A 22,739-nucleotide genomic window follows, 5' to 3' on the forward strand; every position below is an offset into this window, starting at 1 on the left:
CATTCATGACTTCGGCCCGGGGCCCGTGCGGGACCCCCGGCGGGGAGCCGACCGGGGCGTGCGACAGACCGACGAGGTCCGTGCCCCGGCGACCATGCGGCTGCCCGCCGCCGCTGTGAGCCCCGGGCTGTCCCAGCCCGTTTCGCCGTCCGGGCCCGCGGCCGGACCGGGGGGCGAGAGGGCGATGGGGGAGGCCACAGGAAGGGCGGTCGGGCGCGAGCCTGTCCGCCCGGGTGGTGGCCTCCCTTCCGGTTCCGCCGTCGTGCCCCTCACCCGGGGGCGGCGCGAGAACGCCACTGGCCGGGACACCACGGTCGCGGGTCCGTGCGCTGTGCCCTCACCGGAGCGCGCGGATGCCGGCCACGGAGACGTGGCACAGCCGGCCCGAGCGACCGGTGGTCCATGTGACGATCGCCCGCGCCGAGATCAACGCCGCGCCCGAGCCCGCCCCGGCGGCGGACGGCGAGCTGAGCGCGTTGGAACGTTACCCGCGGCTCCGCGCGGAAAGGGGGCAGACAGTGAGGGACTTCCGCGTCTTCCTTGAGCACACCGGGACCGCCGGACCCCCGCCCGTGGTGCGGCGGCCCGTCGTCACCGCCGGGACCACCCGGTGACCGAGTTGCCCGCCGCCCTGGACCGCCTCGCCGCACGCATGCGCGGGGAGGAGAACGGCCACGAGCCGGGGCCTGCCTCCCTCGACCACCTCACCGACCTGTTCGGCCTGTCGCACTTCGAGCGCGACGTGGTGCTGATGTGCGCCGGAGTGGAGCTCGACCCGGTCTTCGCCGCCCACGTCGGCAGTCTGCCCGAGGCCACCTCGGGGCGGCCGACGTTCGCCGCCGCCTTCGCCACACTGCCCGCCCACGCCCATTGGAGCGCGCTCGCCCCCGGCGGCCCCCTCCGCCACTGGCGGCTGATCGAGCTCGACGCCCGGGCGCACGGACTCACCAGAGCCCCCATACGCCTCGACGAGCGCATCCTGCACCACCTGATGGGAGCGGACGCCGCCGACGAAAGGCTCTCCGGCCTGGTGCGCCACCTGCCGCCCATCCGCGAGGCCCACCCGCCCGGCGTGCACGGGCCGGTCGCCGAACGTGCGGCCGGGTTGTGGCGGGCGCAGCCGTACGACACGGCCTGGCCCGTCGTGCTGCTCGCCGGTCCGGACGCCGCGGCGCGGCGCGCGACCGCCGAGCGGCTGGCGGCGCTGCTCGACATGCGGCTGAGCACGATGCGGGCCCGCGACCTGCCCGGCACACCCGCCGAGCGCGAGGCGCTCGCCCGGCTCTGGGAACGCGAGTCGGTGTTGTCGGACGGCGTGCTGCTCATCGAGGCCGACGACGGTCCCGAGGTCTGGAGGGCGCTCTGGGGGTTCCTCGGCTCGCTCACCGGCGGCGTGGTGCTGTCGGCCGCAGAACCCTTGGAAGCGCCTCCCGGTCACACCGCCGTGCGCTTCGACCTGCCGCCGCCGAGCGCCGGCGAGCGGGAGGCCGTCTGGCGGCAGGCCGTCGGACGGGAACGTGCCACACTCCTGAGCGGACATCTCGGCGCGATCGCCGCGCAGTTCCGCATCGACGGCGACGCCGTCGCACGGGTGGTCTCGACCGTCCTCTCCGGCGGCGCCCGCGACGCCCGGACCCTCGCCGGCGAGTTGTGGGAGGCGTGCCGCCGCGAGTCACGCCCCCGCCTCGACGCCCTGGCCCGGCGCGTCGAGTCCGCCGCCGGCTGGGACGACCTCGTGCTGCCAGGCCGCGACCGCGAAACCCTGCACCTGCTAGCCGCCGCGGTCCGCGGCCGTGCCCGCGTGCACGAGACGTGGGGCCTGGCCGCCGGGAGCACCCGCGGCCTCGGCCTCTCCGCGCTGTTCAGCGGCCCCGGCGGCACCGGCAAGTCCCTCGCCGCCGAGGTCATCGCCAACGACCTCAAACTCGACCTCTACCGCGTCGACCTCGCCACCGTCTTCGGCAGACACCTCGGGGAGACGGAGAGGAACCTCCGCCGCCTCTTCGCCGTCGCCGAATACGGCGGAGCCGTGTTGTTGTTCGACGACGCCGACACGCTGTTCGGTCAACGCGGCGAGGTCTCCTGCCTGCTACGACACATGGAGTCCTACCGCGGGCTTGTCATCCTCACCACCAACGTGGAAGGCGCGATCGACGGCGCTTTCCTGCGGCGCATCCGCCACACCGTCGTGTTTCCGCATCCCGGCACCGGCGAGCGCAAATGTATCTGGCAGCGGGTCTTCCCCGCCTCCGCGCCGCTCGGCGCCCTCTCCTACGATCTGCTCGCGCAACTCGACGTCCCCGGCGGCACCATCCGCGACATCGCCCTCGGCGCGGCCTTCCTCGCCGCCGACGAGGACGCCCCCATCGGGATGGGCCACGTGCATCGTGCCGCCATCCGCGAGTACGGCAGGCTCGGTCAGGCTCTCATCCCGCACGAACTCCACGGGTGGCCGGCGCCGTGAACCCTCCGCCGCCGTCCCGCATCGTGGTCCACATCGGCGAACTCGCCCTGCCGCCGAGGTGTCCTGGCGGCCGGACACCGGCACCCCGCCGCAGGCCGCGACGGGCAGCGTGCCGGCGGCCGGGCCGGGGAATACGGCAAAGCCATGACGCCGGCCGGGGAGTACGGCGAAGCCATGACGCCGGCCGGGGAGTACGGCGAAGCCATGACGCCGGCCGGGGAGTACGGCCAGTCCCCGGGTGGCCTTCCTCAGGAGAGGGCCGCGACGGCCTGGACCTCGACTGCGGCGTCGTAGTGGAGCCGGCTGGCGCCGGTGACGGCGCGAGCGGGGCGGTGCTGACCGATCCAGTCGGCGTAGATGGCGTCAAACGCCGGCCATTGAGCGATGTCGGTGACGTAGACGGTGACCGAGACGAGGCGGGACCGGTCGGTGCCTGCCGCGATCAGGCACTGGTCGAGGTTGTGGAGGACCTGGAGCCCCTGAACGTCGAACGCCTGGTCGCTCAGGACAGTGCCGTGCTGGTCCACCGGCAGTTGGCCGGACACGTAGACGAGGCCTCCGTGGACGGCGACATGGGAGTAGTGGCCCAGCGGCTGGATCAAGTCTGGGCTGTTGCGCAGGTGTATGGTCTCGCTGCGCTCGGTGGTGTTCGGGGTCGCGGGGTTGGGCATCGTGTTCCTTCGTCGGGTGGGCGTCACCGGGGAGACGGTGGTCAGGACTGCTTGGCATAGTTGTAGACGGTGCTCCGGGAGATCCCGAGCAGGTCTGCGATGGTCTCGGTGGAACTCCTCGAGTCGAAGTAGCCGTCACGGTGCAGCTGCCTGACAAGGTCTTTCTTGGCGGCACGGCTGAGTGCTCGCGGGGTGGCGGCTCGTTCGGCGGCGAATGCCTCGATGACGTCGCGCAACTCCCGCGCTGTGCGGTCTCGCAGGGTCTCCAATGCCTCGCCCCGGTGTTCGGCCTCGGTCGCCACCAGGTTGGCCAGGCTGAGCGTCATGGGGGAGAGGGTCGACACGTCGAGGTTCAGGCAGAGTGCCGCGACGTACTGGCCCTCAGCATTCTTGATCCCGATTGACGTGCTCTTCACCGGACGGCCGTCCGGGAACTGGTTGGGGTAGTTCTGGATCACGCTGGGGTAGTTTGGATCCGCGATCCGGCGGAGCCCCAGCTCGGTGGCGGAGTCACCCACCTTGCGTCCGGACAGGTTGTTCTCGATGACGCGGATCGCGTGCTCCGGCTGGCGCAGGTCGTGGAGGACCACTTCACACAGGCCTGGGAACATGCGTCCGATCGCGATCGCGATCTTCTCGGCTTCGAGGAGAAGGTGCTCGTCGGAGGCGTCGGGGTTCATGCGTGGCTCTCCTCGTCTGGATTGTTGTCGGTGTCGAAGACAGCGGCCATCTTCTCCGCGGACTTGAGTCCGGCTCCGGTGAGGATAACGACGGTGGTCTCGTCAGGGCCGATAGTGCCGTCGGCGATGAAATGATCGAGGGCCGCTGCGGCGACGCTGCTGGTCGGCTCGGCGTACAGACCACGCGAGGCCAACTTGCGCACGGCTGTGCGGATCTGGTCCTCGGTGACCGCCACTGCCGCACCACCTGAGCGATGGATCGCCTCGACGGTCTCCGGAAGCCGGACCGGGTTGGCGATGGAGGCTCCTTCCGCGATGGTCGGAACCCGCGGTCCTCGGCTCCGCGGATCGATCCCGTTCACCGCGTCCGCGATGGTGGCCCAGTGCTCCGGTTGGCCGACCAGAAGTCTGGGGCGTCTGTCGATCTGACGCGCTTCGAGCAGCTCGCTGAACGCGATGTCACAGCCGAGGATGTTGCTGCCCGCACCCGCTACGAGCACGACGTTGTCGGGCGCCCTGAACCCGAGCGACTCCCACATCTCGTAGGCGACCGTCTTGGTCCCCTGCAGAAAGAACGGGTGCCAATTGTGGCTGGCATAGGAGATTTGCTCAGACTGACGGATCGCCTCGTCGGACACCTGCTCCCGAGTGCCTTCGACGAGTTCGATCTGGGCGCCATAGGCGCGTGCCTGGAGGATCTTGGCGGCCGACGTAGCCGCGGGGACGATGATCTTGGCGTGCATCCCGGCGGCAGCCGCGTAGGCCGCGACCGAGGAGCCGCCGTTGCCGGAGCTGTCCTCAAGGACGTGCGTCTCTCCCTGTCCGAGCAAGTGGGAGATCATCACCGTGATGCCGCGGTCCTTGAAGCTGGAGGTGGGGTTGAACCACTCGAGTTTGAAGTGAACACGCAGCCCGTCCCAGTCCAGCGGCAGCATGGGGGTGAGGCCCTCTCCGAGACTCACCCGGTGCCGTGGGGAGACCGGGATCGCGGCCTGGTAGCGCCAAAGGGAGCGTTCGCCGGTGTCGATCTGGCCGGGCGTGAGCCCCGGCACCGGGCTGAGCGCGAGAGGCGTCCCGTCCTCACCGCGCCAGCGCCGGTCGGTGACCGCATAACGCCGGCCGGACCTGTCGTAGAGGAACGGGGTATCGATCACGGCGCTGGTGGTGTCGTTCATGGAGCTGCTGGAACCCTTCGGCAGGTGGCTTCCCCCGGGAGGGGAATGTCAGATGAGTGGTCGAGGCACGTGGGATGGACAGCCGGGTCAGCGCACCGGTTCGGTGGCCGCCACGGGAACTTCGCCGGCTCGTGCTGTTTCGTGGGTCTTGGTGTCGGGCGCATTGCGGCCGAGTACGGCGACGGCCACGGCATTGCCGAGGATGTTCGTCGCGGTCCTGCCCATGTCGAGCAATTGGTCGATCACCAGCAGCAGCGCGACGCCGGCCGCGGGGACACCGAAGCCGGGAACGACCGCGGCGATGATCACGAGCGCGCCGCGCGGCACACCGGCCATGCCCTTGCTGCTAACCAGCAGGACGAGACACATCAGGATTTGCTGGGCGATGGGCATGTCGATGTTGTAGGCGTTGACCAGGAACACCGACGAGAACATCATGTACAACATCGAGCCGTCGATGTTGAACGCGTAGCCCAGCGGAAGAATCAGACCGGTCGTCCGCCGATCGACACCGTAGGACGTCAGCGCACTGATCATCTTGGGAAACGCGGCCTCCGTGCTCGACGTCGAGAACGCGATGAACATGGGCTCGCGCACCGCGGCGATCAGCCGGAGCACTCCACGGCCGAGGAACAAGGCCCCCACGGCGATCAGGGCGGCCCACAGGCCTGCCAGTGCGGTGTAGAAACTGACGATCAGCGATCCGTACGTGGCGAAGGCGCCGACACCTTCCGCGGTGAGTGCTGCGGCGACGGCGGTGAAGACGCCGATCGGTGCGAGCTTCATCACATATCCGGTGAGCTTGAGCATGACGGTGGTGAGCTCGTCGATCGCGTCGGCCAGACGGGAGTCGCCGGTGGCGGACTTGAGGGCGAGCAAGGCGATCCCGAAGAACATCGAGAACACAAGGATCTGGATCGGCTTGTTGGAGGCCAACGCCTCGATGAAGCTCTGCGGGACGAGTCCCTCGATGAACGTGGCCGGCGTGACCGGCTCGGTCTCGATGCCGGAGCCGCCTGTCGTCGGGGTCAGGTTCAGCCCGTCTCCCACGCCCATGGCGTGCGCCGCGAGAAATCCGTAGGCGCCGATGAGGAGTGACGCGGCGACGAACCACACCATCGAGCGGGCGAACAGCGACCCGAGGCCCGTGGCCTTCGCCATGCCGGTGATGCCGCTGACGATCGTCGCGAAGATGAGCGGGGCGATCACCATCTTGATCAGATTGAGAAAGAGGTGGGTCACAGTGTCCAGGGCCGCGACGATTTCCTCGCGGCTCGCGGCGAACTGGTAGTGCAAGACCAGTCCCGCTACGACCCCCAGGACAAGGGCGCCGACGATCAGTCGGCTCATCAGACTCTTCATGCAGTAGCTCCATAGGGAGGGGGTGACCGCACCAGCCGGTGCGAGTGGCAGGGACCGAACGACTGTCACGGAGCAGTGGGCTGCAGGCTTCGCTCCGCAGAGAACGCTCGATGTGGCCGGCACGCATATGGTCCCGCTCGCCCTCAGTATTGGATAGGAATTGCAGAAATACAAGAAAATTCCAAGATCTCTTCGTGCAGGTCAGAGCGTGGGGTCCCGGCCCGGTGGCCGACGCGAAGTCCTGTCGGTCCCCCGTCGGGGGTCCCCTGCGGACCTGGCAGGCGGGACGGCGGGGGAGTGGCGTCCCGTGGTGGGCTCGCGCACTCCGCGGCCCGGCAACTGGGGCCGGCGTGCGCTGTTCACCCACTCCGCGGCCGGGCGCCACGCAGGTCGGCCGGTTGTGGCGTAGGGGCTGTCCGGCCGCGCGTCACGCGGCGGTGCCCGGGATGGTGGGGAGCCGGAAGCCGCGAACCTTTCGCCGACGCCGATCGTTTGACGGAGTGGACCGTCTTTAAGGCCCGAGGAAGGATGACCCGAGTGCATGACACGAAGTCATAACGAGTGTCTTCAAACCGGACTTTGACCATAAAAATACCTTGATGAGCGTTGCCCAGCGTGACACACTCACGGTAATTGCGAAAGTTTCCTAATAGTGAGCGACTTTCATCCACCTGGGTGATAGGTGGGGCAAGAAGGGATCACCCAGGGCCGGGCGACTGCATCCTGCGGCCGGCCGAGCGGTCGTGGGATGGGATGGAAGACGCTCGATTTCCGCTCAAATACTCGGCTTGATAGCGAGGGAACGGCGGTGGGGACCGCCTTGAGTCAGGAAACGGGGATTATCGGGGTGAAAACGGTGCTTGACTACGTCAGGAAACCGCATACGACAGCGAGTGACCATAAGCAGAGCCGCCCAGGCACGTCGGTGGTCGTCACCGACGACAGCGGGCGGGTGCTGCTGATCAGGTGCCACAGGAGTGGCGGATGGCGATTCCCCGGCGCGCCGCGCGAGGCCGGAGAGTCGTTCGAGGAGACCGTGCGCCGCGAGGTCGAGGACACCGCCGAGGTGGCCCTGGGCGAGCTTGAGCTCCTCGGCGTCTGCTCGGGGCCGGACTACTTTCACGTGGGCAGCGGTGACCAGGTCTTCACCGTGACCGCCGTCTACACCGCCAGGATGGCCGGCCGGGGGCGGGCCGAGCTCGCCTTCTTCCCCTTGAACGAGCTGCCCTTGGACATCCTTCCCGGGGAACGCTCCGTGCTCGCGACGTACGTCACGTCTCTGAACAGGCAGGACTACTCTTCGGCCGCTTGAGCCGGCCGCGGCCGGCCCCGCCGTCCGCGCGGGGCCGGCCGCGCGAATCGAGGCCGTGCCGGACCTCTGCGACACCGGCGGCGACGGCACGGCCGGCAAGGATGAGTTCCACGTCGCCCAATCCGCCTTCGGTACGGCGAAAGCCGGTGCGCTCCCTGGAGTATGCGCCGATCGACGCTTTTCTACAGGGCTTGTGCGATGAGGTATCCGACCCCGAGCGCGATGACGAATACCACTATGGAAATCGCTATGGCTCTCAGTGTGTAGACCATCGCGGGAGACATCCATGATGATTTCCCGTCGCCGGATCGTGAGGACCGAGCCGGCCTGCGACCGCGTCGTAGAAAGCGTCGGATCCCTCGGTGGAGTGCACTGGGCCACGGAAGCTTGGGTGGTGCCCCCGCGAGCTCCGGTTTGAGCAGGTCGCCCTTCACCGCATCGAGGACCCCGGCTGGAAGGGGAGTTTTCTCGACCTGGTGGAAGGCGGCGTCCAGCAGCACGCGTCCGGCACCGGATCCGTATAGCGAGCTCGCGGCGGCGATCAGGGGGCCGGCGCCGGGCACGAGGACGCGGCTGAAGATCTCCTTGAGTTCGTCGCCATCCAAGGCGTCGCCGTAGGCTGCCTGCAGCATGACCCGATGGCCTGTGAAGCGGTGGTGGGCGGACTCCGGCGGATGCAACTCCCGGATCACGTCGATGAGATAGTCGTGCGCGTTGAGTGCCTCGGCGATGCAGGGGTCCTGCCTGCCCCCCGACCCTCGTGCGACGAGTTCGTTGCAGGCCAGGGCCATCAGCCAGGTGGCCTGCCCTTCCTCGGCGGCCACCTCCGCCAGCGTGCCGGTCTGCATGAAGGCGAACGCCCCCTCCATGGCCTCCTTGCTCAGAAGCCGGGGCAGGCTCCGGACGACGGCGGGCTCCATTGACGACAGCGCCGCTATCAGTTCGAGGCTCGGCTCGGGCACGTCGGTGAGGATCTCTTCGACGTCCTCGGGGCCGAGCGCCTGGCCGTATCCCACGGTCAGGAGCACGGCGTAGACGTCCGCTCGCATTCCCTCAGGTGGTCTGCTCGCCAGCAACCTGCGGTCCCGGATGAGTTTCCGGTAGCGCCGCCGCTCGGCGTCGAAGAAGTCCTCCGCACTCCACTTCAAGTCGATGAGCTGCCCCACCGCGGTGTTCATCTCGGAAAGCCACCCGTTGCCGGCGGCGTCGGCGTATCTGGTCAGCGTCCTTTCGACCTTGTGCAGCCTTACGGCGTACTCCCCGTAACCGCGTCCGGTCGAGACGCAGATGTTCTCCAGCACCTCCACCGCGCCGGCGCATCCCTCTGGCTTGAAGGTGAGCGGATCCCTCTCCATCGCGAGCCGGACGATCAGTTCGGCGGGGTCGGGGTGGTGGGTGAGGAGGTCGAGATATGTCTGGGCGTGTTCGGGGAGATACGAAGGACTCACCGGCTCGCCCCAGACGATCGGGATCACCTTGTCGGAGCCGGGGTGGGAGGCGAACGACAATCTGATCTTGTCCGTCGAAGCGCTGCTGCTCCAGGTGGACGCGGTGAGCCTGGTCCGCATGCCGTAGGGCAGGAAGGCGGCCACGGCGTCGAGGAACCGCAGGCGGTCGTCCATGGAGAGCGCGCCGCCTTCGAGGACGCAGACGTGCCTGCCGGTGAGCAGGAGTGCCGCCGTGCCCATGGCGGTCGCGCGGATCGTGTCGCCGACTGTCGCGAGATGCGGCTGGACGGCGAACTCGACCAGGTCGTCCGACGGGGGAGCGGACCCGTCCAGGGCGTGGAAGAGCGCTTCGTAGGACAGGTGATATTCGGCGGCCCAGTGGTAAAGCACGCTGAAATAGCGTGAGGTCGCGATGCGACGGCCTCGCCCGTCGTAGCCCGTCCACCGGTGAATCGCCAGGATGAGTCGCGTGTTTGCCTTGTCCCCCACCCACGCGATCGTCACCTGGGGCAGGAGTTCGGGAGTGCCGGTCGAGAACCTCGCGATGATCTGCGTGAAGTCCTCGTGGAGAAGCGGACCCTTGCTGTGCTTCAGGATCTGATAGTCCTCGACGCTCCCCGGCGGTTTTCCCTCCACCGCCCATTCGGCCGTCAGCCACACCGCGCTCGGGTCGGAGTTCATCCCGCCGGGCTCCCGTTCGCGTGCTCGTTCAGGACTTGCTGACCGAGCCACAGCACGGGCTCCACCACGTTGATCGGATGGACCTGGCCGCGGATCCGGGAGGGCATGGGCTCGGCGGCCGAAGGGCTGCTCAAGGGCGCGTGGGGCACGAGGTTCACCGGGTCGGCCATGTCGAAGACCTTGCGCATGGGATCGAGATAGAAGCCTATGGAAGAGGTCACATAATATTTGATGCGGTCTTCGTGAAAGAAATGCGTGAGGGTGTTCAGCATGATGTCGGCGTTGCCGGTGGCCGATATCGAGCACAACTCCTGAAGCAACTGCGCGGCGTCGTCCTGCGGGACCCTGGGAAACTGGTGGACGTCGTCGGGATCGGTGGTGAGCAGCGTCAGCTCCGAGGCGGTCTGCAGCACTCTGAGCTCGTCGAACTTGGTGATGCAGATCGCGAGGTGATGCGGGAGCTTACCGTCGGGATATTTGTCCGACGAGGCCAGCATCTGACTGGCCAGCTGGCTGAGCGGGGCGAAGAGATAGTTGAACGCGTCGCCCTTTTCGAATTCGCGGATCGGGTCGAAGAGGAAGATGATGCCCTTGCTTTTCTCCAGACTGGAGATCAGTTCGGACTTGTCGGCGGTGGAGAGGTGGTGGCTGTCGCCGAAGGAGCCGCCCGGTGGATCCATGAGGTTGATGTTGATCCTGGTCGCGGTGACCTGGGCGGGTTTCCCCCGCCGGCGCCCGTTTTTCCCAGCCGGAGGACCGAGCAGCGTCCAGCGATAGCGATTCCGGTCCTTGGTCGCCTCAGGGAACTCGCCTACGCCCGACAGGGCCAAAGTGTTCTGGATCAGGAAGTCGGTCGACGGGGCATCGCCCCCGACGATCCTCCAGTCCTGCTGCGGGCGGCGGCTCAACGCGATGGACAGTGCGGCGAGGAGGGTGGTCTTGCCGCTGCCGGGTGCGCCCCACATCGCGATATCGGTGTGGTCGCGCCCCGATCCCTCATCCGACATGGCAGGGCTCTACTTTCACTGGCATCCGGCTTCTTGTTCCTTTCACTGGCACAGGGCGGGGGCGTGTGTCGCCATGCGTGGCACTACGGGTCGTACAGGGGAAAGGGGATCCGCTGTGCCGCCGATGCGACCAGGCCGAGGTCGGAGCAGAGGCGTCTGATGTCCACGACCTCAAGGTGGGCGCGTGCTCCCTCACCGAGAGTGCGCCAGACCGGGGTGGCACGTTCCTCTGGTTCGTCGCAGATCGCGCCCAAGGTCAAGTCGGCCCTTCGTCTCAGGCGGTGGAGGAGATCCTCCCAGTCATGCCGGTGCGGGCAGGGCAGAATGCGCGCTTCGGCCCGGGGCGGATGCGGAGGTCGTCCGCCGACGGTCAGCAGCACCACACGGTCTCCGGTCCCCGCGCCGAGCCGGCCGTGGACCTCGTGCAGGGCGTCCTCGATCTGCACGGCGTAGGGATAGCCCTCCGGCCGGGCTCCTCGGAGTTCGAGGCCCGACAGGGAGTCCAGAGCGGTTTTGGGGGAGACGTGCCAGACGCGCACCTCCACCGGCTCCTCCCGCTCACCGCGCCCGAAGCCGTGCGTGCCATACGCGAGGAGCGAGACGTGCAGCCGGTCGGGGAGCGCGCCCGCACACGTCGTGACGACCTGGCGGACCCGGCGCAGCCGTTCGTCGACGAGGTCGGAGGAGCCGCTGACCTCGACCGCGCAGATGAGGTGCGCCGGACCGATCTGCGGATCGAGCGTCGCGGGCACGGAGGCGACCAGGTCCTCCCAGCGCCGGTCGTCGGGCACCAGGGCCGGCAGACCGCTGAAGCGCACCACTCCCGGCCGCTCCAAGGTGGCCCAGAACTCGTGGCGGCCGGGGGAGAGCACGGCCGACTGGACCGACAGCAGGCTCGGCTGGATGTTCTGCCACGATGCCACCGCGAAGGCGGTGCCCCGGTCGTCGCCCGGTTCGCAGCGAACCCGGACCCTGACGGGCTGTCCGCGCCTGGCGCCGATCGCGAACAGCGGCTGCGTCGCGAGCTCCAACCGGCCGCTCACCGCGTCCCGCTTCAACACGACAAGGTCGTATGACCGTTTCAGCGGCTCGTCGGCGAGGATCTCGCGGAGCAGCGCGGGAACCGGCACATGCGCTTTGGTGAAGTGCGGTGCGTCCGGCCGCGCCTCGCGGAGCCATTCCATCGCCCGGGAGGCCTGCAGGCCGTCGGGAAATGAGCAGATCAGGATCACCGAGGCGTGGGACCGTATTCCGGAGGCCCGGACGATCGCCTCCTTACCCGAGGCGTCGTCCGCCGTCCCCTCCCACTCCTGCTCGCCGGCGATGTTCCAAGGCGTGACGGGTCCGTGGTGCCCGCGCGGAGTGCCGGCGTCGTCACGGTGCAAGGTGAAGGTGGTCATGCCGTCGGCGGCCACCTCGACCACGATCAGGCGGGCGGATCCGTCGAGTTCGTCTATTGCTTTGGTGAGGGCCTTGCGCAGCAGATCTCCACCCCCGTCGGTCAATTGCGGCCTCCGAAATGCGAGTGAATGGGAGTGGTTGTAATGCGGATATGCAGGTATCACGCATGATCACGCTCACCACGAGGTGGGCTCGTGTTTGCCCAGCCCCGAAATATCCCCCTAGCCCCCAAGGGGGTTGCTTTAACAGGAAATGTCGGTTATGGGATGTATGTCGGCGTGATTCCCCTTTAAGTCGTTCGGTTTCCCCGGCGTCAAGATTAGATGCGCTTGGCCAAAGTATAATAGGGTGATTACTCTTGACGGAGGGGGTGCCCGGGGGAGGTATCTCCTGAAAATGTGTTCTGGAGGGTAGTCCCGGTGAGAAGGCTGTTGATTGCCCTGTCCGGCGCACGGCCCGAGATCTTGCAGCAATGTCCCACCGAGCGCGGCAAATTCGACGGCATCGGCGGCGCGGTTCTCACCACGAGCGTGCTGGCCGCCGCGTCGATGGCCTTCGCCCTCCACAGCGCACTCGGTGTTCACCTTGTCTTCGCCATCCCTGTCAGCCTGCTCTGGGGCCTGGCCATCATGAGCCTCGACCGGTGGCTGGTGACCACATTGCAGCCGGACGGGCCGCGCCGGTGGCGGCTGGCGGTGCCCCGCATTCTCATGGCGGTGCTGCTCGGAGTGGTCGTCTCCACGCCGCTGGTCCTGCAGATCTTCAAGTCGGAGATCGACGCCCAGATCGTGGAGATCCGGCAGGCCCGCGCCAACGCGTTCGTCGAACGCCAGGGCAAGGAAGCCGTCGGCCAAGAGGTGGCACGGCTCCGTGCGCGGGTCTCGGAGCTGCGGAACATCATCGCCTCAGGAGGCGACCTCCCCGCCGATCCCGCGAAGGACCCAAAGGTCAAGTCGCTGACGGCGGAACACGACGAGCAGCAGAAGCTGGCCGCGAAGCACTACAAGGAGTGGCAGTGCCAGCTCTACGGCGGGCCGACGTGCCCCCGCAAGGGCCCGGGTGTCCTCGCGAAGGCCAGCGAGACCGCCTACAAGAAGGCCAGGAGCCGCGTCGACGCTCTCAACCGCGACATCGACGCGCGTAAGTCGGAGCTCAAGGCCACCGATCAGGAGGCGAAGCAGGGCCGGCTCGACGCGGCGAACACGGAGCTTCCGACGACCGAGGCGCTGCTCAAGGCCGCTCTGCAGCGACAAGGCAATCTGCAGGCGGCGTTCGACGAGGAGAACGAGTCCGTCAACGGTCTGCTGATCCGCCTGCAGGCGCTCAACGAGGTCTCGGGCAGCGACTTCACCCTGGGGGCCGCCCGGGTGGTCCTGTTCCTGCTCTTCCTGCTGATCGAGTGCCTGCCGGTCATGGTGAAGCTGATGCAGCGGCCAGGCAACTACGACAGGCTCCTCCAGCTCGCCGTCGACCGGGAATACCGCGAGGCGAAGGGCGCCTACAACGCGTTCGGCTCCTCCCCGGCACACCACGCGGACGCCCCCCGCACGGGAAGGGACCTGTCGGCCATCTGGAAGCGTCCGCCGCCTCCGCGGCAGGAGCCGCTCGACGAGCCTGTCTCCCACGAGCGCGCCGAGCCTGAGACGCTGGTGACCGAGCAGCTCCCCCGCGAGCCGGCGCACAGCCCGCTGGAGGACGAGAGACTGCGCTCGATGCCGGACGCCCGCCCGGTCCGGGTCGCGGAGCCGCTCGCCCCCGGCACCAGGTTCGAGTTGTTCCCCGAGGACGAGTAGGGCCCGCGGTGAACTCCCGGAGCGGGCTCCCCGTCGTCCGCGGTCGTTACCGGCTGCTGTCCAGGCTGGGGCAAGGGGGCATGGCCGATGTCTGGCTCGCCGACGACCAGGCGCTCCACCGCCGGGTCGCCCTCAAGCAGGTCGTTCTGGATGCCAGGAGCGAGCGGCTGCCGGTGCGGCGCGAGCGCGCCATGCGCGAGGCACGCGCGCTCGCCCTCATCAAGGACCCCGGAGTCGTCGAGATCCACGACGTCTTCGAGGAGGACGGCTCTCCCTGGATCGTCATGGCCGTCATCGAGGGCCGCACGCTCGGCGAAGTGCTTCGCGATGAGTTCGACAAGGGCGGGCCGGACGAACGCGAGGTCGCCCGCATAGGCTTGCGCGTGCTGAGCACACTGCGGGCCGCGCACAGCCTCGACATCCTGCACCGCGACGTCAAACCAGCCAACGTCATGATCGGCGACAACGGCGGGGTCTACCTCATCGACTTCGGCATCGCCCAGTTCGGCGGTGAGGTCGCTCTCACCCGTGCGAACGCCATGCTCGGCACCATGGCGTTCACCGCGCCGGAGCGGATCGAGGGGCACCCTCCCGGCCCGCCCGCGGATCTGTGGTCGCTGGGGGTAACCCTCTTCTACGCGCTGGAGGGATATTCCCCGTTCGAACGCAGCGATTCGACGGCGACGATGCGAGCGGTCCTCGACCTCGACCCACCACGGGCCAAGCGCCCCGGACCTCTGGCCGACGCCGTCGTCAGGTTGTTGCACAAGGACCCCGCCCAGCGCATGAAGGCATGGGAACTCGACAGGGCTCTGACGTCGATCGCCGACGGTGTCCCGCGAGAGGAAGACGGTGTCCCGCGCCGGGAGGCACGGATGCGGTCAAGCGCCACCACCGTCCCCCGGCCTCCCAAACGCGACCGGACGCCACCACCACCGAAGCCCCCGAAGCTCGACACGCGAGACCCCGCGCGGATCGCACGCCGGGCCGGCGAGATGAGCCCCGCCGGCGCCGCGCAACTGCTCGCCGGCCTCACACCGGGAGCCGTCCAGGCGGCACTGACCCACCTCGAACCCAAACCCGCGGCAGCCATCCTGCTGGCGCTCCCGCCCGACATGGCGGCGTCCGTCATCGCCGCCATGCCGGCCAAGGCCGCGGGCGCCCTGGTGAACGAGATGGCCGCCCGTCCAAGCGAGACGGTGGCGGTGCTCCAGGTGTTGTCGGCGAGGCGCGTCGGAGGGATCATGGATCACATGCGTGCCCGGGATTCCGCCGCCCTGCTGGGGGCGATGCCGGTGGAGGAGGCCAAAAGGTTCCTTCAGCACGCCGACGTGCGGACGTCCGCGGGGGTGATCGGCGCGCTGGGCACGACCAGGATCGCCGTCGACGTGGTCGAGGCTCTCCCGGCCGAGCGGGCTTGTGCCGTACTCAACCATGTGCCGCCCGGGTTCACGGCCGGACTTTTGAAGGCGATGTCCAAGGGACGTGCCAACGTGTTGTTCAACGGACTCAGTCAGCAGATGCGCGACCAGGTCAGGCAGGCTGTGAGCAGACGATGAGACACGTCCTTGTCGTCGGAGCCGGAATCGTGGGCGCCGCACTGGCCGATGCGCTCGCGCCCGAGTGCCGGGTCACCGTCGTCGACGAGGGCACCCCCGGGCGGGGCACGACGGCGAACGGGTTCGCGTGGATCAACGCGAACCGGACTCTGGACGAGACCTACTTCGACTTCCGGGTCGCCGCGATGCGCGAGTGGGAGCGGCTGGCCCGTGAGTTCGGCACCCCGCAGTGGCATGTCCCCGCAGGGAACCTGATGTGGGCCGACAACGAGGAAAGCCGCGCCGAGCTCGCGGCCAGGGTCGAACGACTACTTTCGCGTGGTTACCCGGCACGCTTCCTCAGCCCGGCCGATGTGGCCGTGATCGAGCCCGCCGTCCGGGTGCCGGACGACGCGCATGTGGCCCACTTCCCCGGTGAGGCCTTCGCCCATGCCTCTCAGGCCGCTCAAGCGCTCGTCAAACGCGCGAAGTCCGCAGGTGCCCGCCTCATCACCCACCACCGGGTGGTGACCCTCACCCAGGACCACGGCCGGGTGAACGGTGTGGAACTGGCCACCGGCGATCTGATCACCGCGGACCACGTCGTCTGCGCCGCCGGGTGGCAGAGCTCCCGGATCCTCGGCACCGCGGGTGTGCGTCTCCCTCTCGTGGACGCGCACGCTCCGGGTTCTCCCGCTCCCGGACTCACCGCCACGACCACGCCGGCCCGTCTGCTGCGCGGCGTGATCCACGCGCCCCGCATGCACCTGCGCCCCGACTGGAACGGCGGGCTGCTCCTGGCGGCCAGGGACCTGGACGTGGCGACCGACCTGGCCACCCCGGCCGCCACCATGGAGGCGCGGGCGGTCGAACTCCTCGCCCGTGCCCGCGACATCCTGCCCGGCCTCGAGCCCGGGGTGGCCGTCAGAGACGTGCGGCGTGGTGTGCGGCCCATGCCGGAGGACGGGTTCCCCCTCGTCGGCCCTGTCCTGCCCGGCCTCTACGTCGCCGTGTCCCACAGCGCCGTCACGCTCGCCCCACACCTGGCACGGCTGATCGCCCGGGAGGTCCTCGACGGAACTCCCGCCGAGGCCCTCGCGCCCTACCGCCCGGGCCGGGGCGGCGGCCACACCTCGGCTACCGCCTTCGTCTAGTACGGCGTCAGCCCGCCTGAGCAGCCCCCAGAAACCGGTCGACCCGGAATGCCGGAACTCCCTGAGCCGCCCCGGCCGGCCGGCCCCGGAGAAGAACCCGCCACGTGAGCTCCCGGCCGGAGACCTCCCGCCGCTCCTGGCCGCGGGCACCTGGAACGACCACGACAGAATGCGGGCCCTGGCGGACCGGGTGCCGGGCTCGGCGAGCCTACGCTACGAGCGGGAGGGACACGCGCTCTATCTGAGCGGCAAGCCGTGCGTGGTCGCCCACGCGAACCGCTATCTGATCGACCTCAGGCCGCCCCCGGCGAACGCGGCCTGCGTGCCGGAGCAGTGACGGTCGCCGGTCCATCGCCCGCGAAGGCGTGCAGGACCGCGACGAAAGTGCGGGCGCCCTTGTGGAAGCAGTCGAGGAGCAGGTTCTCGTCGGGGGCGTGGTTGGCCTGGTCGGCGTTGCCGTACGGGACGATCACCGAGGGAAGTGCCAGGTTGGAGGTGAACACGAAGTCCGGCACCGTGCCGGCGAGGGACGGATAGAGGAGCGGCGTCTGCTCCCAGGCGAATTCGACGGCCTGCGACACCCGGTCGACGATGGGGGAGTCGAGTGGTGTGCGCGATGCTTTGACCGCGCTGATTACGTTCACCTCGATGTCGGGGGCCGCCGCGCGCAGCCGCTCGGTGATGAGGCGCGCGATGTCCTCGGGGTCCTGGCCGGGCACCAGGCGGATGTCCAGCTTGGCCGTGGCGGTCGCGGGGATGACCGTCTTCATGCTGGGGCCGGTCCAGCCCGCGTTCAGCCCGGAGACGTTGATGTTGGGGCGGAGCAGCACCCGGTGGAACCAGTCCGAGGGCGAGGTCACCCGCGTGAGTCTCTCGGCTGCGGGGATGGGCCAGGTCAGCGGGAGTGCCTCCACGGCGGCCCTTTCCGCGCCGGAGGGTTCGGCGACGGCGTCGTGGAAGCCGGGGACGGCGATCTCGCCGTCGTCGTCCCAGAGGGAGGCCACCGCCCGGGAGAGTTCGAGTGCGGCGTTTCTGGAGACGCCCCCGAAATTGCCCGAGTGCCGATCGGCCGACGCCGTTCGCAGGGTGAGTTCGAGATAGAGCAATCCGCGTGCTCCGCAGAGCACGACGGGGCGCCCGCTCGGGTGGATGGCTCCGTCCGAGGTGTAGGCGAAGTCGGCCTTGAGCAGATGCGCGTGGTCGTCGACCCACCGTTCCAGGTGCGGGCTGCCGATCTCCTCCTCGCCCTCCACGATCATCACGACGTTCACCGGCAGGCGCCCGGAGGAATCGAGCACCGCCTTGATCGCGAGCAGCTGGGCGATGTGCTGCCCCTTGTTGTCGGCCGTGCCCCTGCCGTACATCCGGCCGTCGCGGATCTCCGGGGTGAAGGGGCCGGACGACCAGGCCGACAGGGGCTCCACCGGCTGAACGTCGTAATGGCCGTATACGAGAATCGTGGGCAGGCGATCGGATTCCATTCGCCGGCCCAAAACGATCGGCGCGCCTGCGGTCGGCATCACCGCGGATTCAAGGCCGCAGTCGCGCATCAGCCGCGCCAGTCTTTCCGCGACGGGCCGGAGATCACCGCCCTTCGCGCTGACCGCGGGCTGCGCCGCTATTTCGGCGAGAGTGCGCTCCGCGGCGGCTTTTCCCCGGTCGAGAAGCTCGAATGGAATACGGCACCGCTCACGCCACGGCCCGTCGACTTCGAAATGGTCGGCCATGGCGCCATCATGCACGTGCCGCGCGGGCGGGCCAAGCGCGGGCGCGAGTGGACCCTTCCCGCTTCGGGGGATGCCACAGGCCGGCGAGGTTGCCCGGTTATCCGCTCTGACCTGCGCAGACCGCGGCCACCGTACGGCAGGGACATCGGGCGGGCGCCCTCGGAAACCGGTGTCGTGATCTTTAAAGAGTAACCACTGCGGCCGGATTGGATATCGACCGGGCAGGGCCGCCCCGATAGTTTTCCCGCATACCGGTCCGGCGAGACGAGAAGGCGATGGACATGAATAGCGCGGATGTTGACTTTCCGGTTTCGACGTCGTTCGACGGCGGAACGGACGCGGATCGTGAACAGCTTTTGTTCCTGCACCACGAGTACCTCAGGGCCAACGACGATCTCGATTACGAGCTGCTGACCACCGTTTGGGACGACAACCCGGAGAACCGTCACTACAACACCAACGGGCACACCTATGAAGGACTGCCCGACTGGGAGAACATCTGGAACTTCTACCGGCCGCAGTTCAAGCTGCTCGGGCCCTATTCGCCGGGCCGGGTCAGGATCGTCGTGCGCGGCGACATGGCCTGCGTGAGCGCGGATTACGTCAGCCGGCACAAGGAGTGGATCGGGCACGGCTCCGAGCACAATCCCAGCTTCTACCGCGCCACCCAGGTGGCCGTGCGGGACGCGGGCGGGTGGAAGGTGGTCCACGCGCACTTCTCGACCCAGGACATCGGCGTACGGCCGGACCGCGGCTGATGACCTTCTCCATCGTGGCGCGTGACCCGGTGGCGGGGCACCTCGGCGCCGGCATCGCCACGGCTCGCCCCTGCGTCGGCGGGCGCACTCTCATCGCCAGGCGCGGGACGGCGCTGGTGGTCACCCAGGCGACCGTCAACACGCCGCTGGGCGTGGAGATCGCGGACGCCCTCGACGACGGGGACTCCCCCTCCGCGGCGTTCGCCCGGGGGCTGGCCGCGGACCCCGGCCGCGACCGGCGGCAACTCCTGGCCGTGTCCATGGCGCACGCCCCCCACGCGTACACCGGGAGCGCGGTGCCCGACGAGTCCGGCGAACGCACGGCCGATCACGTCGCGGTGGCCGGCAACCTGCTGCGGAGCACCGCGGTCCTCGACGGCATGATCGAGCGCTTCCAGGCCGGTACGGGCGATCTCGTGAGCCGGATCATCGACGCGCTCGACGGCGGTGACCGGGCGGGTGGCGACGCCCGCGGCAGGCAGTCGGCCGCGGTCCTGGTCTACGATCCCGGCGGATGCCCGCTGGCCGACCTCCGGGTGGACGACGCGGGCGATCCCGTCGCCGCGCTGCGCTATCTGCACAAGGCATGGGACGGATGCTGGGGCCACTACGACAGGACCGGGGTCTTCCCTCCGGCCGAGGCATATCCGCACCCGCTCGCGACCGGCGGAGGCCCGCGGTGACAGACGTTTTCCACACCTGGACCGCGATCGAGACGGCGAAGCGGATCCGGGAGAGGAGGGTGAGCCCGGTGGAGCTGATGACGGCCCTGCTCGACCGGGCCACCCTGCTCGACCCCGCATATGCGTCGCTGCAGGCCGCCGACGCGGAGAAGGCCGTGGACGCGGCCCGGCGGGCCGAGGCCCGGCTCGCCTCCGGCGCACCCGTCGGACCTCTCCACGGCGTGCCGATCACCGTGAAGGACCTGCTGGCGACCGCCGACCTGCCGACGCGGCGCGGTTCGGCGCTCGTCCCCGAGAAGTCCCTGCTTCCCGACGCCCCGAGCGTGCGCCTGCTGAAACGCGCGGGCGCCCTGGTGTTCGCCAAGACGACGACATCCGAACTCGGGCACAAGGCGACGACCGACAGCCTGATCAGCGCGCCCACCCGCAACCCCTGGGACAGGTCGAGGACTGCGGGCGGCTCGTCGGGCGGCTCCGGCGCGGCGGTGTCCCTGGGCCTCGGGCCGATCGCGGTGGCGACCGACGGCGGCGGCTCCATCCGGATCCCCGCGTCCTTCTGCGGGGTGTTCGGGGTGAAACCCACCACCGGGACCGTTCCCACCTTCCCGCCGAGCCGGCTCGGCGTGCTCGGGCACATCGGCGTCCTCAGCCGCGACGTCAGGGACGCGGCGCTGGCCCTCACCCTGTCGGCCGGCCGCTATGAGGCCGACCCCGGGGTCGCGTGGGAGCCCGAGCCCCTCACCCGGGCCGAGCTCGGGGGGCTGCGCGCCGGGTTCTACCGCACGGTGGACGGCACATCCGTGGACCCCGACGTCGAAGGCGTGCTGGCCGCGTTCCTGCACGACATCGCCTCGATCGGCCTGCCGGCCGCCGAGGCACCCGTCGACCTCGCCGACGCGGGGCCGGTCTGGGACACGCTGTTCATGTCCGCGATGGCGGAGGAGTTCGCGACGTACGGCGACGCCGCGGCGGACGTGTCACCGAGCCTGCTCGACACGCTCAGGACCTGGCGGCGGGCGGCTCCCGGCACCGGCGAGGAGGCCGAGGTCCGCCGCGCCGTGCTGAGACACACCATGGCGGACCTGTTCACCGGGTTCGACGTCCTGATCAGCCCCACCCTGCCGGTCACGGCCTTCCCTATCGGTCTGCAGGCCCCGGTCCGCGCCGACGGCAGCCGCGACGACCTCACGAGCTGGTGGCGGAACACGCAGGTGTGGAACCTCACCGGCATGCCGGCGGTCTCACTGCCCTGCGGGTTCGACCGGCACGGCCTGCCGGTCGGCATCCAGATCACCGCACCGTCCGGGCACGACCACCTCCTCCTCCGGGTGTGCCGCACGCTGGAGGCCGAGGGGCTGACGGCGCTGCGGGCGTCCCCGCCGGTCGCCCTTCCCGCCCGGCCGCAGGTCACGTGACGGCGGCTCTCCCCGGCCCGTCCATGCCTGACCCAGGACGATCCGGTTCCCGTCCCCTATCCATGTCCCTTCGACCGTCCGGCGGCTGTGCCGTACCCACCTCTCGGCCCCCCCGTTCTCCATCCCGCTCCGAGAAAGGTGTCGCCCACCATGACTGATGCCCCAAGCGCCGTCCCGCCGACCAACCGGCTGGCCGCCGATCCAGGTTCCACGAAACGGGTCGTGCGCGCAGGAACCATCGGAACCGTCATCGAGTATTACGACTTCGGTCTCTACGGCTACACGGCGACCGTGCTGGCCAGGGTCTTCTTCACCGACGAGGACCCGACGACGGCACTGCTGTCCAGCCTGATCGTCTTCGGTGTGGCCTTCTTCGTGCGCCCCCTCGGCGGGGTCGTGTTCGGCCACATCGGCGACAGGTTCGGCAGGAAGCACGCGCTCGCGCTGACCATCATCGGCATGTGCGCCGCCACGTTCGTGATCGGGATCCTGCCGGGCTACGCCAGCATCGGCGTCGCCGCTCCGATCCTGCTGCTCCTCGCCCGGCTGGTCCAGGGGCTCTGCGCCGGCGGTGAGCTCGGCGGTGCGGCGTCCTACATCGCGGAGTGCTCGCCCGAGGGCCGCCGCGGCTATCTGACCAGCATGTCGCAGATGGGGTCGATGGTGGGCCTGATCGGGGCCTCCCTCACCGTCGCGCTGGTCACCTGGGCGGTCCCGGCCGGCTCGCTCGACTCGTGGGGCTGGCGGATCCCCTTCCTCATCTCCCTGCCGCTGGGGCTCGTCGGGTTGTACATCCGGTCCAGCCTCAAGGACTCGCCTGCCTTCGAGGCCGTGACGGAGGAGAAGAAGGTGGAGTCGGCTCCCATCCTGACGGTCCTCAGGGAGCACCGGGCCGCCGTCCTGAAGGTCATCGGCATCAACGTCCTCGCGGCGCCCGGCTACTACATCGCGTTCGTCTACTCCAGCATCTTCCTTCAGCGTGAAGGGGGATACGCCACGAGCACGGCGACCTGGATGACGACGGCCTCCCTGGTGGCGGCGACCTGCGTAATCCCGATCGCGGCCCGGGTCTGCGACCGGCTCGGCCGAAAGCCCGTCCTGCTGGCGGGGAGCGCCGGATTCGCGGTGCTGGCATACCCGGCGTTCATGTTCATGCAGAGCGACGCGGTGGCGCTGGCCGTGCTCGGTCAGTTGATGCTGGCGGTGTGCGAGGCGACCATGATGGGGGCCATGCTGGCGACTCTCGTCGAGCTGTTCCCGGCGACCGTCCGCTACAGCGGGCTCGCCCTCGGCTTCAACATGGCGCACGCGATGTTCGGCGGCACCGCACCGTATCTCTCCACCTGGTTGATCAGCACCACGGCGTCGTCGATCGCCCCCGCGTGGATCGTGATCGCCTACGCGGTGGTCGCCATCGGGACCGTCCTCCGCCTGAAGGAGACGGCCCACGAACCCCTGCGCCTCACCTGA

At 69.1% G+C, this 22,739-nt stretch carries 19 protein-coding genes; 11 read left to right on the top strand and 8 right to left on the bottom strand.

Annotated elements, in window-relative coordinates:
* Nucleotides 1–353: 353 nt before the first annotated feature.
* Both Ssi02_RS03945 and Ssi02_RS03950 read left to right on the top strand, forming a co-directional pair.
* Nucleotides 354–614, top strand: coding sequence for a hypothetical protein (locus Ssi02_RS03945; RefSeq protein WP_204021072.1), 261 nt, complete (start codon nt 354–356; stop codon nt 612–614).
* Nucleotides 611–2,464 (top strand): AAA family ATPase, encoded by a 1,854-nt coding sequence (locus Ssi02_RS03950; protein ID WP_204021074.1) that lies wholly within the window; start codon nt 611–613, stop codon nt 2,462–2,464. The genes Ssi02_RS03945 and Ssi02_RS03950 overlap by 4 nt, the downstream gene beginning before the upstream one ends.
* A gap of 248 nt (nt 2,465–2,712) precedes the next feature.
* Here the strand turns inward: Ssi02_RS03950 and Ssi02_RS03955 are convergent, their stop codons facing one another.
* The 4 genes from Ssi02_RS03955 to Ssi02_RS03970 form a co-directional block, all read right to left on the bottom strand.
* The gene (locus tag Ssi02_RS03955) at nt 2,713–3,135 is read right to left on the bottom strand and encodes a RidA family protein (protein ID WP_204021076.1); all 423 of its coding nucleotides are present in this window, start codon (nt 3,133–3,135) and stop codon (nt 2,713–2,715) included.
* 41 nt (nt 3,136–3,176) lie between these two features.
* On the bottom strand, nt 3,177–3,815 hold the full coding sequence (locus Ssi02_RS03960; RefSeq protein WP_204021078.1) for a helix-turn-helix transcriptional regulator: 639 nt from the start codon (nt 3,813–3,815) through the stop codon (nt 3,177–3,179).
* A complete protein-coding gene (locus Ssi02_RS03965) occupies nt 3,812–4,990 on the bottom strand; it encodes a threonine synthase (protein ID WP_204021081.1) in 1,179 nt (392 codons plus the stop codon). The genes Ssi02_RS03960 and Ssi02_RS03965 overlap by 4 nt, the downstream gene beginning before the upstream one ends.
* A gap of 87 nt (nt 4,991–5,077) precedes the next feature.
* Nucleotides 5,078–6,352, bottom strand: coding sequence for a dicarboxylate/amino acid:cation symporter (locus tag Ssi02_RS03970; RefSeq protein WP_204021083.1), 1,275 nt, complete (start codon nt 6,350–6,352; stop codon nt 5,078–5,080).
* 847 nt (nt 6,353–7,199) lie between these two features.
* Between Ssi02_RS03970 and Ssi02_RS03975 the strand changes: the two genes are divergently transcribed.
* The gene (locus Ssi02_RS03975; RefSeq protein WP_204021085.1) at nt 7,200–7,664 is read left to right on the top strand and encodes an NUDIX domain-containing protein; all 465 of its coding nucleotides are present in this window, start codon (nt 7,200–7,202) and stop codon (nt 7,662–7,664) included.
* Nucleotides 7,665–7,846: 182 nt separating this feature from the next.
* Here the strand turns inward: Ssi02_RS03975 and Ssi02_RS03980 are convergent, their stop codons facing one another.
* The 3 genes from Ssi02_RS03980 to Ssi02_RS03990 all read right to left on the bottom strand — a co-directional run bounded on the left by Ssi02_RS03980 (nt 7,847) and on the right by Ssi02_RS03990 (nt 12,305).
* Complete coding sequence (locus Ssi02_RS03980) at nt 7,847–9,793, bottom strand: hypothetical protein (protein WP_204021087.1); 1,947 nt, start codon at nt 9,791–9,793, stop codon at nt 7,847–7,849.
* A complete protein-coding gene (locus Ssi02_RS03985; RefSeq protein WP_204021089.1) occupies nt 9,790–10,800 on the bottom strand; it encodes a GTPase in 1,011 nt (336 codons plus the stop codon). Before Ssi02_RS03985 ends, Ssi02_RS03980 begins: the two co-directional genes overlap by 4 nt.
* An 83-nt stretch (nt 10,801–10,883) precedes the next feature.
* Nucleotides 10,884–12,305: a hypothetical protein gene (locus Ssi02_RS03990; RefSeq protein WP_204021091.1), complete on the bottom strand. Its 1,422-nt coding sequence runs from the start codon at nt 12,303–12,305 to the stop codon at nt 10,884–10,886.
* A gap of 315 nt (nt 12,306–12,620) precedes the next feature.
* On the opposite strand from Ssi02_RS03990, the gene Ssi02_RS03995 reads away from it, so the two are divergent.
* The 4 genes from Ssi02_RS03995 (at nt 12,621) to Ssi02_RS38540 (ending at nt 17,023) form a co-directional block, all read left to right on the top strand.
* Entirely contained in the window at nt 12,621–13,994 is a 1,374-nt protein-coding gene (locus tag Ssi02_RS03995) for a DUF4407 domain-containing protein (RefSeq protein WP_204021093.1), read from the top strand.
* 8 nt (nt 13,995–14,002) lie between these two features.
* Nucleotides 14,003–15,553, top strand: a complete 1,551-nt coding sequence (locus Ssi02_RS04000; protein ID WP_204021096.1) for a protein kinase domain-containing protein — start codon at nt 14,003–14,005, stop codon at nt 15,551–15,553.
* Nucleotides 15,550–16,686, top strand: coding sequence for an NAD(P)/FAD-dependent oxidoreductase (locus tag Ssi02_RS04005; RefSeq protein ID WP_204021098.1), 1,137 nt, complete (start codon nt 15,550–15,552; stop codon nt 16,684–16,686). Before Ssi02_RS04000 ends, Ssi02_RS04005 begins: the two co-directional genes overlap by 4 nt.
* A gap of 136 nt (nt 16,687–16,822) precedes the next feature.
* Nucleotides 16,823–17,023, top strand: a complete 201-nt coding sequence (locus Ssi02_RS38540) for an alpha/beta hydrolase (RefSeq protein ID WP_239128602.1) — start codon at nt 16,823–16,825, stop codon at nt 17,021–17,023.
* Here Ssi02_RS38540 and Ssi02_RS04015 read toward each other — a convergent pair.
* On the bottom strand, nt 16,980–18,413 hold the full coding sequence (locus Ssi02_RS04015; protein WP_204021099.1) for a M20/M25/M40 family metallo-hydrolase: 1,434 nt from the start codon (nt 18,411–18,413) through the stop codon (nt 16,980–16,982). The genes Ssi02_RS38540 and Ssi02_RS04015 overlap by 44 nt on opposite strands.
* A gap of 281 nt (nt 18,414–18,694) precedes the next feature.
* On the opposite strand from Ssi02_RS04015, the gene Ssi02_RS04020 reads away from it, so the two are divergent.
* The 4 genes from Ssi02_RS04020 to Ssi02_RS04035 all read left to right on the top strand — a co-directional run bounded on the left by Ssi02_RS04020 (nt 18,695) and on the right by Ssi02_RS04035 (nt 22,739).
* Nucleotides 18,695–19,171, top strand: a complete 477-nt coding sequence (locus Ssi02_RS04020; RefSeq protein ID WP_204021100.1) for a nuclear transport factor 2 family protein — start codon at nt 18,695–18,697, stop codon at nt 19,169–19,171.
* Entirely contained in the window at nt 19,171–19,854 is a 684-nt protein-coding gene (locus Ssi02_RS04025; protein WP_204021101.1) for a DUF1028 domain-containing protein, read from the top strand. Before Ssi02_RS04020 ends, Ssi02_RS04025 begins: the two co-directional genes overlap by 1 nt.
* Entirely contained in the window at nt 19,851–21,269 is a 1,419-nt protein-coding gene (locus Ssi02_RS04030; RefSeq protein ID WP_204021102.1) for an amidase, read from the top strand. Before Ssi02_RS04025 ends, Ssi02_RS04030 begins: the two co-directional genes overlap by 4 nt.
* Before the next feature lie 150 nt (nt 21,270–21,419).
* Nucleotides 21,420–22,739 (top strand): MFS transporter, encoded by a 1,320-nt coding sequence (locus Ssi02_RS04035; RefSeq protein WP_204021103.1) that lies wholly within the window; start codon nt 21,420–21,422, stop codon nt 22,737–22,739.

This window comes from Sinosporangium siamense (assembly GCF_016863435.1).
Taxonomy (GTDB): domain Bacteria; phylum Actinomycetota; class Actinomycetes; order Streptosporangiales; family Streptosporangiaceae; genus Sinosporangium; species Sinosporangium siamense.